9 protein-coding genes and 2 pseudogenes are annotated in these 13424 nt (G+C 60.5%); 3 read left to right on the forward strand and 8 right to left on the reverse strand.

What is annotated here, in order from left to right; all coding sequences use genetic code 11:
* The first annotated feature begins 3 nt into the window (after nucleotides 1-3).
* Nucleotides 4-858 carry a shikimate dehydrogenase gene (locus BLT55_RS10965; protein ID WP_054999238.1) on the forward strand — a complete coding sequence of 285 codons (855 nt, stop codon included), beginning with the start codon at nucleotides 4-6 and terminating at the stop codon, nucleotides 856-858.
* A gap of 3 nt (nucleotides 859-861) precedes the next feature.
* Here the strand turns inward: BLT55_RS10965 and BLT55_RS10970 are convergent, their stop codons facing one another.
* Both BLT55_RS10970 and quiC read right to left on the reverse strand, forming a co-directional pair.
* Complete coding sequence (locus BLT55_RS10970; RefSeq protein ID WP_054999237.1) at nucleotides 862-1533, reverse strand: TetR/AcrR family transcriptional regulator; 672 nt, start codon at nucleotides 1531-1533, stop codon at nucleotides 862-864.
* 107 nt (nucleotides 1534-1640) lie between these two features.
* Nucleotides 1641-3548 (reverse strand): 3-dehydroshikimate dehydratase QuiC, encoded by a 1908-nt coding sequence (gene quiC, locus BLT55_RS10975; protein WP_054999236.1) that lies wholly within the window; start codon nucleotides 3546-3548, stop codon nucleotides 1641-1643.
* Between the two features lie 616 nt (nucleotides 3549-4164).
* On the opposite strand from quiC, the gene BLT55_RS10980 reads away from it, so the two are divergent.
* A complete protein-coding gene (locus BLT55_RS10980) occupies nucleotides 4165-5484 on the forward strand; it encodes an MFS transporter (RefSeq protein WP_054999235.1) in 1320 nt (439 codons plus the stop codon).
* Nucleotides 5485-5501: 17 nt separating this feature from the next.
* Here the strand turns inward: BLT55_RS10980 and BLT55_RS10985 are convergent, their stop codons facing one another.
* The gene (locus BLT55_RS10985; protein ID WP_054999234.1) at nucleotides 5502-6389 is read right to left on the reverse strand and encodes a DMT family transporter; all 888 of its coding nucleotides are present in this window, start codon (nucleotides 6387-6389) and stop codon (nucleotides 5502-5504) included.
* Between the two features lie 297 nt (nucleotides 6390-6686).
* Nucleotides 6687-7664: an IS5 family transposase gene (locus BLT55_RS10990; protein ID WP_007247761.1), complete on the reverse strand. Its 978-nt coding sequence runs from the start codon at nucleotides 7662-7664 to the stop codon at nucleotides 6687-6689.
* A 199-nt stretch (nucleotides 7665-7863) separates the two neighbouring features.
* On the opposite strand from BLT55_RS10990, the pseudogene BLT55_RS10995 reads away from it, so the two are divergent.
* Nucleotides 7864-9120 (forward strand): annotated as a pseudogene (locus tag BLT55_RS10995) (OprD family porin).
* Nucleotides 9121-9616: 496 nt separating this feature from the next.
* Here the strand turns inward: BLT55_RS10995 and pcaC are convergent.
* The 4 genes and pseudogenes from pcaC to pcaG form a co-directional block, all read right to left on the reverse strand.
* The gene (gene pcaC, locus BLT55_RS11010; RefSeq protein WP_055001807.1) at nucleotides 9617-10015 is read right to left on the reverse strand and encodes a 4-carboxymuconolactone decarboxylase; all 399 of its coding nucleotides are present in this window, start codon (nucleotides 10013-10015) and stop codon (nucleotides 9617-9619) included.
* Nucleotides 10012-11321, reverse strand: a pseudogene (locus BLT55_RS11015) (3-carboxy-cis,cis-muconate cycloisomerase). Before BLT55_RS11015 ends, pcaC begins: the two are co-directional and overlap by 4 nt.
* Before the next feature lie 75 nt (nucleotides 11322-11396).
* A complete protein-coding gene (gene pcaK / locus BLT55_RS11020) occupies nucleotides 11397-12746 on the reverse strand; it encodes a 4-hydroxybenzoate transporter PcaK (RefSeq protein WP_055001808.1) in 1350 nt (449 codons plus the stop codon).
* Nucleotides 12747-12814: 68 nt separating this feature from the next.
* A complete protein-coding gene (gene pcaG, locus BLT55_RS11025; RefSeq protein ID WP_055001809.1) occupies nucleotides 12815-13417 on the reverse strand; it encodes a protocatechuate 3,4-dioxygenase subunit alpha in 603 nt (200 codons plus the stop codon).
* Nucleotides 13418-13424: the final 7 nt, after the last annotated feature.

The following is a 13424-nucleotide window of genomic DNA, read 5'->3' on the forward strand; positions in this document are numbered from 1 at the left end:
TCTATGAATCAAGCTGCGACCCCCTCCGTTCTCGCCGGCCTGATCGGCTCGGGCATTCAAGCCTCGCGCACGCCTGCAATGCACGAGCATGAAGGCGATGCACAAGGCATGCGCTATCTGTATCGGCTGATCGATATCGACGTGCTGGATCTGGACATCAACGCCCTGCCCCGCCTGCTTGAAGGCGCGCAGCAATGTGGCTTTACCGGCCTGAATATCACCTTCCCCTGCAAGCAAGCAGTCATCCCGCTGCTCGACGAGCTGTCCGATGAAGCGCGTGGCATCGGGGCGGTGAACACAGTGGTTTTCAAGGACGGGAAACGCATCGGCCACAACACCGATTGCCTGGGTTTTGCCGAAGGCTTCCAGCGCGGCCTGGACCAGGCCCCGCGCCGAAAAGTGGTGCAGATGGGTGCCGGGGGCGCCGGTGCAGCCGTGGCTCATGCGCTGTTGAGCGCGGGCGTCGAGTGCTTGACGGTGTTTGAGGTGGACCCGCAACGCGCGCAAGGGCTGGTGGACAACCTGAATAGCCACTTCGGAGCCGGGCGTGCTCTGGTCGGTCTCGATCTGCCGGCTGCGATGGCTGAGGCCGATGGGCTGGTGAACACCACGCCGGTCGGCATGGCCAAACTGCCGGGCACGCCCTTGCCGGTCGAGTTGCTGCGCGCCGAGCTATGGGTCGCGGAAATCATCTACTTTCCGCTGGAAACCGAATTGCTCAAGCACGCCCGCGCGCTGGGCTGCCGGACGCTGGATGGCAGCACCATGGCGGTGTTTCAGGCGGTCAAGGCGTTCGAGCTGTTCAGCGGCCAGTTAGCTGATGCGCAACGGATGATGGCGCACTTCCACACCCTGTAAGCCTCAGCGCTTGAGATAACGCAGCACAGCGTCGCAGATCATCGCTTTGTGACGCTGTTTGACGTCATCGCTCCACAGCTCGATCTGGAAGATCTCGCTGAACGTGTGGCGGTTGGAGATGCGGTAGAAGCAGAACGAGCTGATCATCAAGTGCAGGTCCACTGGGTGAACGCCGTCGCGGAACAGGCCGCTGGACTCACCGCGACGCAGGATCCCGTCCAGCGCCTTGATGACCGTCTGGCTCTGGGCTTGAATCGTGTCGGACTGCTTGACGTTCTCGCCGTAATGAATGTTCTCGATGCACACGATGCGCACGAAATCGACGTTGTTGTCGTGGTGATCGAAGGTGAACTCCACCACTCGCTGAATGGCCTCGACCGGTTCCAGTTCGCCCAGATTCAGCTCGCTCTCGGTGTTGCGAATCGCGCCGTAGAGTTTTTCCAGCACTTCGACGTACAACTGTTCCTTGCTGCCAAAGTAGTAATAGATCATCCGCTTCGAGGTTTTGGTGCGCTCGGCAATGACGTCGACGCGAGCCCCGGTCAGTCCGTGGGCGACGAATTCGGCGACTGCGGACTTGAGAATGTCTTCGCGGGTTTTCTCCGGATTGTTCTTGCGCCCCTTCGGCACAGCGGCGGCAGGTCGGGTGGCAACGGAGTCGTCGGTTGTTTTCATTGTTGGCTCATGACCACGAGTGATACGCGGAGTATGAAGCCGACCGGCGACAGAGGAAAGCCGCAGGGGCACTGAACCCGCACAGCGTCCTTGGCGCCGGCCCTGGCTCAGAGCCGGGTCTGGCGTGCAGCCACATTGCGCGCCTTGGCCATCGCCGCGAGGCGCACCGGGACGTTGGCAGCGCCGTAACCCACGTAATCATTCTTGCGTTGCAGTATCTCGAAGAAGAAGCGCCCGTCGAATGCGTCGGTGTAAACGTGGAACAGCTCGCCGCCTTGTGCGTCACGGTCATACAACACGTTGAAATACGCCAGTTCGCTGAGAAACTCGTCGTCGAAATCGAAGCGTGCCGCTAGGTCGTCGTAGTAGTTGAGCGGGATATCCAGCAACGGCACGCCGGCTTCCTTGGCGCGGCTGACTTCGGCAAAAATGTCTTCGCAGGAGAACGCGATGTGGTGCACGCCGGAACCGCGATAACTCGACAGCGCGTGGGAAATAGCCGTGTTACGGTTTTCGGAAATGTTCAGCGGCAGGCGCACAGTGCTGCAGCGGCTGCGCAAGGCGCGGCTTTTGACCAGCCCGTAAGGGTCGGGCAACACGACTTCGTCGTCGGCTTCGAAATCCAGAATGCTCTTGTAGAACAGCACCCAGCTGTCCAGGCTGTCGGCCGGCAGCGCCATGGCCATGTGGTCGATGCGCTGCAAGCCGCCTTTGGCGACTGCCTGAGGATCGACGACAAAGTCGCTGTCGTAGATCGAATTGCCGGGCACCGCCGTGTCGACCAGATAAATCAGGCTGCCATCCGGCGCACGCACCGACGGAATCTCCCGCTCATTGGGACCGACCAGCCCGCGATAGGGCTGCCCCTTGAACGCAAGCGCCCGCTCCAGTGACTGATGACCGTCATTAACACGCAAGGCGGTGGCACACAACGACGGCCCGTGCGACTCGAAGAAGCTGTGTGCAAAAGAATACGGCTCGGCATTCAGCACGATCCTGATATCACCCTGCCCTAACAGGCTGACCGCTTTGGAACGGTGTTGGCCCAGCTTGGCGAAACCCAATCGTTGCAGCCAGCCGGACAAGCGAGCGCCGTGGCTTTCGTCGACAGCGAACTCAAGAAACTCGACACCGTTGTACGTGCTGGCTGGCGGTGGGCTGAACAGCACATCGGGCACCGTCGCAGGCTCGTCACGCGCCAGCAGCTGGCGGGTTTTCTCTTCCAGATAAAGCAGCGAGCGCAAGCCGTCGGCGGCGTTGGCGCGGGTCGGCGCGGCACGGAAACCGTCGTTGAACACTTCCAGCGACAACGGGCCGGTGTAACCGCTGCGCAGGATCGGCGCAAGGAAACCGGCCAGATCGAACTCGCCCTGGCCGGGGAAGCAACGGAAATGGCGGCTCCACTCCAGCACGTCCATCGCCAGAATGGGCGCATCGGCCATCTGCACGAAGAAAATCTTGTCGCCCGGAATCTGCGCAATCGCGCTTGGGTCGCCCTTGAGCGACAACGTGTGGAAACTGTCGAGCAGCACGCCCAGCGCCGGATGATCGACCTGACGCACGAGGTTCCAGACCTGCTGCCAGGTGTTGACGTGCCTGCCCCAGGCCAGTGCCTCGTAACCGACCCGCAGATTGCGGGCGCCCGCACGTTCGGCGAGCAGGCTCAGGTCGTCGAGCAGAATGTTTTCATCGCCCACCGAATCGGCAGACGCATTGCTGCAGACCAGCACCAGATCGGTGCCCAGTTCCTGCATCAGGTCGAATTTGCGTTCAGCGCGGTCCACGTTGCGTTGCAGGCGGTCGCGACGGCAGCCTTCGAAATCGCGAAATGGCTGGAACAGGGTGATGGCGATCCCCAAGTCGGCGCAGATCTGCCTGACGTTGCGTGGGCTGCCGTCGTAATACAACAAGTCGTTTTCGAAAATCTCGACGCCGTCAAAGCCGGCTGCGGCGATGGCTTCGAGCTTTTCGGGCAGAGTACCGCTCAAGGATACGGTAGCAATTGAACGCTGCAGGCTTTTCAGCTCCTGAATGAACGTGACCGGCTTGGATCACGACGGGATCGCACCGTATTCCTGGCCTTTTATGGCTTATTCAGAGGTGCGCATAAAGTATTTGCCTGTCAAAATCCTACAGCAACCTAAAGTGTACGAACTGGTTAGTTTTACGTTCGATTATCGAACAGAAGCCGTTTTAGTCAATTGACGCTGTATCGCGCAATGCGCAACATCAGCGTCACATTGCAGGATAGACCCGCAGTCGGACGTTTTGCTTTTTCGCTTCATCAGCAGCAACCCATAACAATTCAAACAACAGGAACATTGCTCATGTGCTCCCACTTCGCTCCGCCACAACACCCGCTCGTCCGTCTAGCCAGACGTCATGCCCGACGAACCTGCCCGGCCTCAGGCCCGGTTCCGGTTCGCGCCGCCTGAAACAATCCAACACACTTGCGCGGCCCAACCTGTAAATTGTCGGCCCGACGAATCGTTTCGCTGAAAGCCTGAGTCAATCGGCCAGTCGAATCACGGTTCTACGACTTCACTTTACCTGCACAACGCCTGCATCGAGTGGACTTCTCAGTCCGACTGTTGCCAGCAGCACAGTCCTGGAACGGATGGTTAGATCATCATGCTCAATCCTCAGAACACCCCCGTCGTCCATGCCGGGATGGGCGAAAAGATTCGCGGCGCACTCGCCGTGGGCAAGACTCGCTGGGGCATGCTTGCTCTGGTGTTTTTCGCCACGACACTGAACTACATCGACCGGGCAGCGCTCGGGGTCATGCAGCCGATTCTGGCCAAGGAAATGAGCTGGACGGCGATGGACTACGCCAACATCAACTTCTGGTTTCAGGTCGGTTACGCCGTGGGCTTCGTGCTGCAAGGCCGGTTTATCGACAAGGTTGGCGTCAAGCGCGCGTTCTTTCTCGCCGTGCTGTTGTGGAGCCTGGCAACCGGCGCGCATGGTCTGGCGACATCTGCCGTCGGCTTCATGGTCTGCCGTTTCATTCTGGGCCTGACCGAGGCGGCCAACTACCCGGCCTGCGTGAAGACGACCCGCCTGTGGTTCCCGGCCGGTGAGCGCGCAGTGGCGACCGGCATTTTCAATGCCGGCACCAACGTCGGTGCCATGCTGACCCCGGCCTTGCTGCCATTGATACTGACGGTGTGGGGCTGGCAGGCGGCGTTCGTGGCGATGGGTTCGCTGGGAATAATCTGGGTCATCATGTGGCGCTTGAAGTACTACAACCCGGAAGAACACCCGACCGTCAGCAAAACCGAGCTGGACTACATCAATCAGGAGGTCGAACCCGAGCCGGTGAAAGTGCCGTTCTCCGGCATTCTGAAGATGCGCGGCACCTGGGCGTTCGCGCTGGCGTATGCGATCACGGCACCGGTGTTCTGGTTTTACCTGTACTGGCTGCCGCCGTTTCTCAATCAGCAATACAACTTGGGGATCAGTGTGACGCAGATGGGCATCCCGCTGATTCTTATCTGGCTGACCGCCGACTTTGGCAGTGTGGGTGGCGGCATTCTGTCATCGTGGCTGATAGGTCGCGGCATGCGGGCGACCAAAGCGCGCCTGCTGTCGATGCTGGTGTTCGCCATCACCATTTGCAGCGTGGTCTTCGCCGCCAATGCCAGCGGTCTGTGGGTGGCGGTGCTGGCCATCTCTGTAGCGGTCGGCGCGCATCAGGCCTGGACGGCGAACATCTGGAGCCTGGTGATGGATTACACGCCCAAGCACATGATGAGCACGGTGTTCGGCTTTGGCGGAATGTGCGCGGCGATTGGCGGCATGTTCATGACCCAGATCGTCGGTGCGGTGCTGACGGCCACCAACAACAACTACAACGTGCTGTTCACCATGATCCCGGCGATGTATTTCATCGCACTGACGTGGCTGTACTTCATGGCCCCGCGCAAAGTCCCGACGCTCAAGGAATAATTGCGTCATACCGTGTGTCACCCGCCCTTGCGCCGCTGTTGCCACGCCGCCGCCAGACCGCTCAGGCAGATAATCGCGATGCCGGCCTGCGCGGTCGGTGATGGCATGTGGTCGAAGACCAGAAACCCCAACAGCCCGGCGAAGACGATCTGGCAATAGCTGAACGGCGCGAGCATGGCGGGCGCGGCGAAGCGGAAGGCCTGGATCAGCAGCAGGTGCGCGGACATGCCGCACGCACCCAGCGCGAGCAAAAACGGCAGGTGCTTGAGCGCGGGCACTTCCCAGAAAAACGGCACCAGCGCGCTCATCAACAGCGTGTTGAACAGACCGGCAAAGAAGTTGCTGATGGTCGGGCTGTCGAACGGGCTCACCAGTCGGGTCAGCAGTTGATACAGCGCAAAGCACAGGGCCGACGACAACGGCAGCAGAATCGCTGGCGTGAACAGCTCGCCGCCCGGATGAATGATGATCATCACCCCGACGAACCCCACCACCACCGCGATCCATTGCCCGCGCGTCACCCGCTCATGCAGCAGCGGCACCGACAAGGCGGTGACCAGCAGCGGCGCGAGAAAGTTGACTGCCGTGGCCTCTGCCTGCGGGATGAACATCAGGCTGCTGGTGAACAAGAGGCTGGTGCCCAACAGCGCCAGCGCGCGCAACGCCTGCAAGCCAGGCCGTTTGGTGCGCAGCACGCGTAGCCCGGCAGACGGCATGAAGATGCAGGCCATGAGCAATGTATGCACCAGATAACGCGCCCAGACCACCAGAATGATCGGATAAAAACCAGACAGGTATTTGGACAGTGTGTCGTGACTGGCAAACAGAAAAGTAGCCAGAAGAATGAAGCCAATCCCTTTAAGAGGTTGATTGACGCCGGACAGTGGCGTGCTGGCAGTGCTCATCGGGCTTCCCTGTTCAAGTGTTGTCGACCTGTATCTGTCACAAAAAAAGACAGCGTGCGCTTCGGCTGTCCATAGACCAGAGCCATAAAACAGCGAACATCGCAGCAAGCCTTTTCAGCGTCTCGCATAAAATGTTCGAACCGGTTCATTAAGGAGACGCTGAACAATTAACCCGTTCGCACCGTCCCCATTTCCAAGCCGGTTTTTTTCAACCTGCCGGCCTTATTTTACGTTTCTCGAGCAGATTTCTGCCCTCATTTTGCTGAAAGGCGGGCCAGTCCCGCCTTTCAGACGGATTTATCCTGCCGTCTGTTGTAAATACCGCTTGGCCAGCATCAGATTGGCCAACCCAAACAAACTGAACAACTGCGCTGTATTCTTTTCCAGCCCACGGTAGCGAACCTTGCGATGATTGAAGCGCACCTTGATTACCTGGAAGGGGTGCTCGACCTTGGCACGCAGTTGCGCCTTGGCATATTCAATTTTGCGCTTGACCCGATACAGCACGCTGCCTTCGCCGTGCTGCTTGTAACTGCTTGGCCGTTCTGCAATCGACCAGATAACGTCCCGTTCAGCATGCTCCGGTCGCTTGGCCGCACCGGTGTATCCAGCGTCACCCGAAACATAGGTTTCGTCACCGTGAAGCAACTGGCCAACCTGGGTGACATCCGCCACGTTAGCGGCCGTCCCTACTACGCTGTGCACCAGCCCCGACGTGGCGTCTACACCAATGTGGGCCTTCATCCCAAAGTGCCATTGATTGCCTTTCCTGGCCTGATGCATCTCAGGATCACGCTTGCCTTCTCGGTTCTTGACCGAGGGCGGCGCGGCGATCAGAGTAGCGTCGACGATAGTGCCTTCCTTGAGCAGCAGCCCCCGGCTGGCCAGATGCTGGTTAATCGTTTCAAACAGCAGCCGGGTTAGCTGATGGACTTCCAGCAAGCGGCGAAAACGCAGCAAGGTGGTGGCATCCGGTGCAGACTCGCGACCCAGGTCGATACCCATAAAACCGCGGATGGCCTGGCTGTCGTAGACGGCATCTTCGCAACCTTCATCGGAGAAACCGAAACACTGCTGCACGACGTACATGCGCAACATGCGCGACACCCCTATCGCAGGGCGTCCGCGCTTGCCTGCGGTGTTGCTATAAAACGGCGCCACTTGCGCCTCCAGCAGGGCCCAGGGCACCAACTGTTCAAGGTCAGCCAGGAAGCGATCTCGGCGAGTCTGCTTTTTCTTGCCGGTATATTCGAGTTCGGAGAAGGTCTTCTGCACGCGCGTAACGCTCACGGAGAGGGAGGCTGTTGAAGGAACTTAGTGTGCCAAGGGTGGGGACAGTTGGCTATTTTTGCAGCGCCTCCTTAACGTTCGATTATCGCCCCAAACAACGCTTTCACAATTGCGGACAACGCTTCGGCATTTCAATATCGCAGCCAGCTACAACGACTCGATAATTACAAAAAAGGTCAGTTCCATGCGCTCGAATCCCTCCTGCAAAATCGTTTGCGGCCTTTCTGCGGCCGTCGCTGTGGCCCTCTCGGCAACCACCAGCTACGCCGACGGCTTCGTCGACGATGCCAAGGTCAATCTGAACCTACGCAACTTCTACATCAACCGCAACTTCGTGGACCCGGCCAATGCGCAGAATTACGCCGAAGAGTGGACGCAGAACTTCATCCTCGACGCCCGCTCCGGCTTTACCCAGGGCACCGTGGGTTTCGGCGTCGATGCGCTGGGCCTGTAATCGCTGAAACTGGACGGCGGCAAAGGCACTGGCGGCACACAATTGCTGCCGATTCACAGCGATGGAAGCCCGGCCGACGACTTTGGCCGGCTGGCCGTGGCAGGCAAGGCGCGCTTCTCGAAAAGCGAATTGAAGGTGGGCGAATGGATGCCGGTGCTGCCGATCCTGCGCTCGGATGACGGCCGCTCACTGCCGCAAACCTTCCAGGGCGCACAGATTACCTCGAAGGAGATCGACAACCTGACGCTGTATGGCGGCCAGTTCCGCGGCAACAGCCCGCGCAACGACGCCAGCATGCAAGACATGTCCCTGAATGGCCGCGCAGCGTTCACCTCCGACCGTTTCAATTTTGGCGGCGGCGAATATGTGTTCAACGAAAAACGTACCCAGGTCGGGGTGTGGTACGCCGAGCTCGAAGACATCTATCACCAGCAATACTTCAACCTGCTGCACAGTCAACCGCTGGGCAGCTGGAGCCTGGGCGCCAACCTCGGTTACTTCCAGGGCAAGGATGACGGGCAGGCGCTGGCCGGCGATCTGGACAACAAGACCTGGTCCGCCCTGCTCTCCGCACGACACGGCGGCAACACGTTTTACGTGGGTTTGCAGAAGGTCAGCGGCGACAGCGCCTGGATGCGCGTCAACGGCACCAGCGGCGGCACGCTGGCCAACGACAGTTACAACTCCAGCTTCGACAATGCCAGAGAGAAATCCTGGCAGTTGCGTCACGATTACGACTTCGCAGCGCTGGGCGCACCGGGCCTGACGCTGATGAACCGCTACATCAGCGGCGAAAACGTGCACACAGGTGCCATCACCGATGGCGAAGAATGGGCACGGGAAACCGAGCTGGTCTATGTGTTTCAAAGCGGCGCGTTCAAAAGCCTGTCGCTCAAGTGGCGCAATTCGACCATGCGCCGTGATTACAACACCAACCAGTTCGACGAGAACCGGGTGATCGTCAGCTATCCGCTGTCGCTGCTCTAAAAAACCTGAGTAACGTTGCGGCGTTGACTATCGTGGCGCTCTGCGTCACACAGCGGTTCTGCGATGTCAGTTGGATATGTTTGACTATCGTGCTGACGCTCCGCGTCGGCATGCAGTTCGTGACGCTCTGCGTCACACGGCGGTTCCGCGATGTCAGTGATGTATGGTTACGACTCAGATCACCTTTTCGCCCCTCGGCGAGTGACTTTGAAGGATCAAAGTAACCAAAATTCCGGCTCCGTTTCCGGCCCGACTTCGTCGGGTTCCTTCGCCCTGACACTGATCCGGGGGCCGCCGCAACGGGCCATCCTTGGCCCGGTGCGGCTTGCTCGGCGTCCTGCCTCGCATCCCCCGGATCAGCGCCAGGACTCAGCCGTCACTTACGTCGCATTCTGCGTCGCCAGTGCCATCGCGATAAAAAAGCGCTTTGGTTTATGGGCAGTGATTGCGGGTAAGGCATGAAGCCGCGCTGCAGCACTGATCGTTATGCGACTTCTCAGTCCTCCTTCAACGACTCCACGCCCATCTCGTCCCACACCGCTTCGGCCAAGTGAAACGTCGCGTTCGCCGCCGGAATGCCGCAGTAGATTGCGCTTTGCATCAGCACTTCCTTGATTTCTTCTCGGGTCACGCCGTTGTTTTTTGCGGCCTTGAGGTGCAGACGCAATTCGCCCTCACGGTTCATGCCGATCAGCATGGCGATGGTGATCAAGCTTCGGGTGTGGCGTGGCAGCCCCGGGCGGGTCCAGATGTCGCCCCAGGCGTGTCGGGTGATCATCTCCTGAAACTCTTCGTTGAACGGCGTCAGTTTGCTCAGGCTGTTATCGACATGTGCATCGCCCAGCACCGCGCGGCGCACTTGCATGCCGGCCTGGTAACGTTCGTCTTCGGTCATCGGGAAATCCTTGTGTGTTCAGCCACGGCGCGTTCGACCCACAGTCGGGCCTGGCCAAGGTAATGAGCCGGATCCAGCAAGCGATCCAGTTCGGCAGATGAAAGCTGCTCGCTGACCTGCGGGTTTTCGCCGAGCACCTGACGCAGATGCGCGCCCTGCTCCACCGCACGACGGCAACATTGTTCGATCAGGTGATGCGCGGCGTCACGACCGATACGCAGGGCCAGCGCGATGCTCACGGCTTCGGCCAGCACCAGGCCTTGAGTGGACTCCAGATTGAAGCGCATGCGCTCAGCGTCGACCTGCAAGCCGGGCACGGCCTGCAACGCCTGTTGCAGCGAACCGGAGACTAGGCAGCACAGCTCCGGCAGGGTTTCCCACTCGGCATGCCACAGCCCGAGGCTGCGCTCATGCTCCTGCGGCATCGCCGTCAGCAGGGTGGCGACCAGCCCCGGCGCCCGCGTGGCCGCGCTGATCATCACCGCAGCACCGACCGGATTACGCTTGTGCGGCATGGTTGAAGAACCGCCCTTGCCCGGCGCGGAGGGCTCGAACACTTCGCCCACTTCGGTCTGCATCAACAGGCTGAGGTCACGCCCCAGCTTGCCGAGGCTGCCGGCGATCATGCCCAGCAGGCTGGCGAACTCTACCAGCCGGTCGCGCTGGGTGTGCCAGGGCTGCTCGGGCAGTTGCAGCTGTAATTCACTCGCCAGTGCTTCTGCGACCGGAAACGCCTGATCACCCAGCGCCGCGAGGCTGCCGGAAGCACCGCCGAATTGCAGGCACAACAGGCGCGGTTTGAGCTCGGCCAGGCGTTGCCGATGGCGAGTGACCGCGCCCAGCCAGCCGGCGATTTTCATCCCCAGGGTGACGGGCGTGGCTTGTTGTAACCAGGTGCGTCCGGCCAGCGGCGTACCCGCATGACGCTGCGCCTGCTCTGCCAGCGCCTCGGCCAGTTGCGCAAGATCGCGCTCGAGCAATACGGTCGCCTGACGCAGTTGCAGCACCAGCCCGCTGTCCATCACATCCTGGCTGGTCGCGCCCATGTGCACGTAGCGCTCGGCTTCCGGGCTGTGTGCGGCAATCTGCCTGCCCAGCGCCTTGACCAGCGGAATCGCCGAGTTGCCAGCGCTGCCGATGGCGATCGCCAGCTCATCGAAATCGAACAGTTCGGCCGACAGCACTGTTCGATATCGGCCACGACACTGGCCGGAATCAGGCCGACCCGCGCCTGAGCCCGAGCCAGCGCGGCCTCGAAGTCGAGCATGCCCTGCACCCGGCCCTGGTCCGAGAAAATTTCACGCATGTCTGCCTGAGTGAAATAGGCGTCGAAAAGTTGGTTACCCGGTCTGCTCACATCAGCGCTCCAGATTGAATGGTTTCAGGTGGCGTCGGCATGGCTGACCCAGCCCTTGATCAGAATCGCCAGCGCGGCCACGGCGGCCGGGACCACCAGCGCCGTGAGCACCTGCTCGAAGCTCCAGCCCAGGCCGAGCAGCGTAGCACCGGCCCATGCGCCAAGGATCGCACCGAAACGCCCGATCCCGAGCATCCATGACACGCCTGTGGCGCGGCCCTGCGTGGGGTAGAAACGCGCCGCCAACGACGGCATCGCCGACTGCGCACCATTGATGCACATGCCCGCGACCAGCACCAGCGTGGCCAGCACCGCAACATTGCCCAGACTTTGTCCGACCAGATACGCAAACACACCCGCCAGCGCGTAGGCGATGCCAATCACCTTATGCGGGTTGTAACGGTCCATCGCCCAGCCGACACCCACGGCGCTCAACACCCCGCCGAACTGGAACAACGCACCGATGAACGCCGACTGCTGCATGCTTGCGCCGCTGTCACGCATCAGCGTCGGCAGCCAGCTGGTCAGCAGGTAGACGATCACCAGGCCCATGAAATAGGTCAGCCACAACAACAGCGTGCCCGCACTGTAAGTGCCGGAAAAGATCACTTTCAGCACATTGCGGCTGCTCACGGTTTTCTGCTCGGGCACGGTAAACGCCGTGACGCTTGCCACCACCTTCGGAGCAATCGGCGCCAGCACCTTGCGTACCTGCTCGGCGCCACGGTTGCGCACCACCAGAAAGCGCGCCGACTCTGGCAGCCAGACCATCAGCACCAGCGCCAGTATCAATGGCAGGATTCCGCCGAGCATCAGCAAGCTGTGCCAGCCCATGCTCGGGATCAGCTTGGCTGACACAAAGCCGCCGCACGCCATGCCCAGATTGAAACCGCAGAACATGCTGGTCACCAGCAACGATTTGAGCCGCTCCGGGGTGTATTCCGACAGCAGCGTGGTGGCGTTGGGCATCGCTGCACCCAGCCCCAACCCGGTCAACAGGCGCAGCACCAGCAACTGATCGATGTTGCTGCTGTAGGCAGATGCCAGGCTGAAAATACCGAACAGGAACACCGCGACCACCAGCACCCATTTGCGCCCGAAACGGTCAGCCAGCGGGCCGGAACCCAATGCGCCAAAGACCATGCCGATCAGTGCCGCACTCATCACCGGGCCCAGACTGGCGCGGTCGATCCCCCAGTCCTGACTGAGCGCCGGGGCGATGAAGCCCATCGCGGCCGTGTCGAGACCGTCAAGAAAGACAATCAGAAAACACAGGGCGACCACCCGCCACTGATACCCGGACAGCGGTTGTGCGTTGATGAAAGCCTGAACGTCGAGCGTACCCGATGCAGGCCCGCTGGCTGAAAGCGTCATGTCGGTGTCCTTTTATTTTTATAAGGTCGCCTGCCGATGCAGGCGCCATGAAACGCATGCACACTGCTTCAGAAATCGAAAAACACCGTCTCGTCTTCTCCCTGCACGCAAATATCGAAACGATAGGCCAACCGGCCGTCATGCGTGCAGCGACGCGCGATCAGGGTTTCGCGACGCGGCGGCTGCTCGATCAGGTTCAGCACCGGGTCGATGGAATTGGCCTGCGCTTCGTCGTCGAAATACAGCCGCGTCTGCAGATGAATATTGATGCCACGGGCGAACAGCGAGACGTTGACGTGCGCCGCCATCGGCACGCCCGCTGCATTGCGCACCGAGCCCGGTTTTATGGTTTTCAACAACCACTGGCCGTCGTCGGTGGTCGCCGTGCGGCCGAAGCCATTGAACGGCCGCTCCGGGTGAAACTCGGTGTCATACACGCCTTGGTGATCGGCCTGCCAGAACTCCAGATACGCATCGCGGATCAAGTGGCCGTTGCCGTCGAAGACGTTGCCCAGCAGCACGATGTGCTCGCCCGGCGCGTCAGGTTTGGCCAGCTCGTTCCAGATCTCCAGCTCGCGGGGCGGATTGCCGGCCACTTGCGGAGCGAGACCGATGTGCACGTAAGGGCCAGCGGTTTGCGAAGGGGTTTCTTGCAGCAGTTGTACGGGCATGGCGAAC

The organism is Pseudomonas cannabina, assembly GCF_900100365.1.
Taxonomy (GTDB): domain Bacteria; phylum Pseudomonadota; class Gammaproteobacteria; order Pseudomonadales; family Pseudomonadaceae; genus Aquipseudomonas; species Aquipseudomonas cannabina.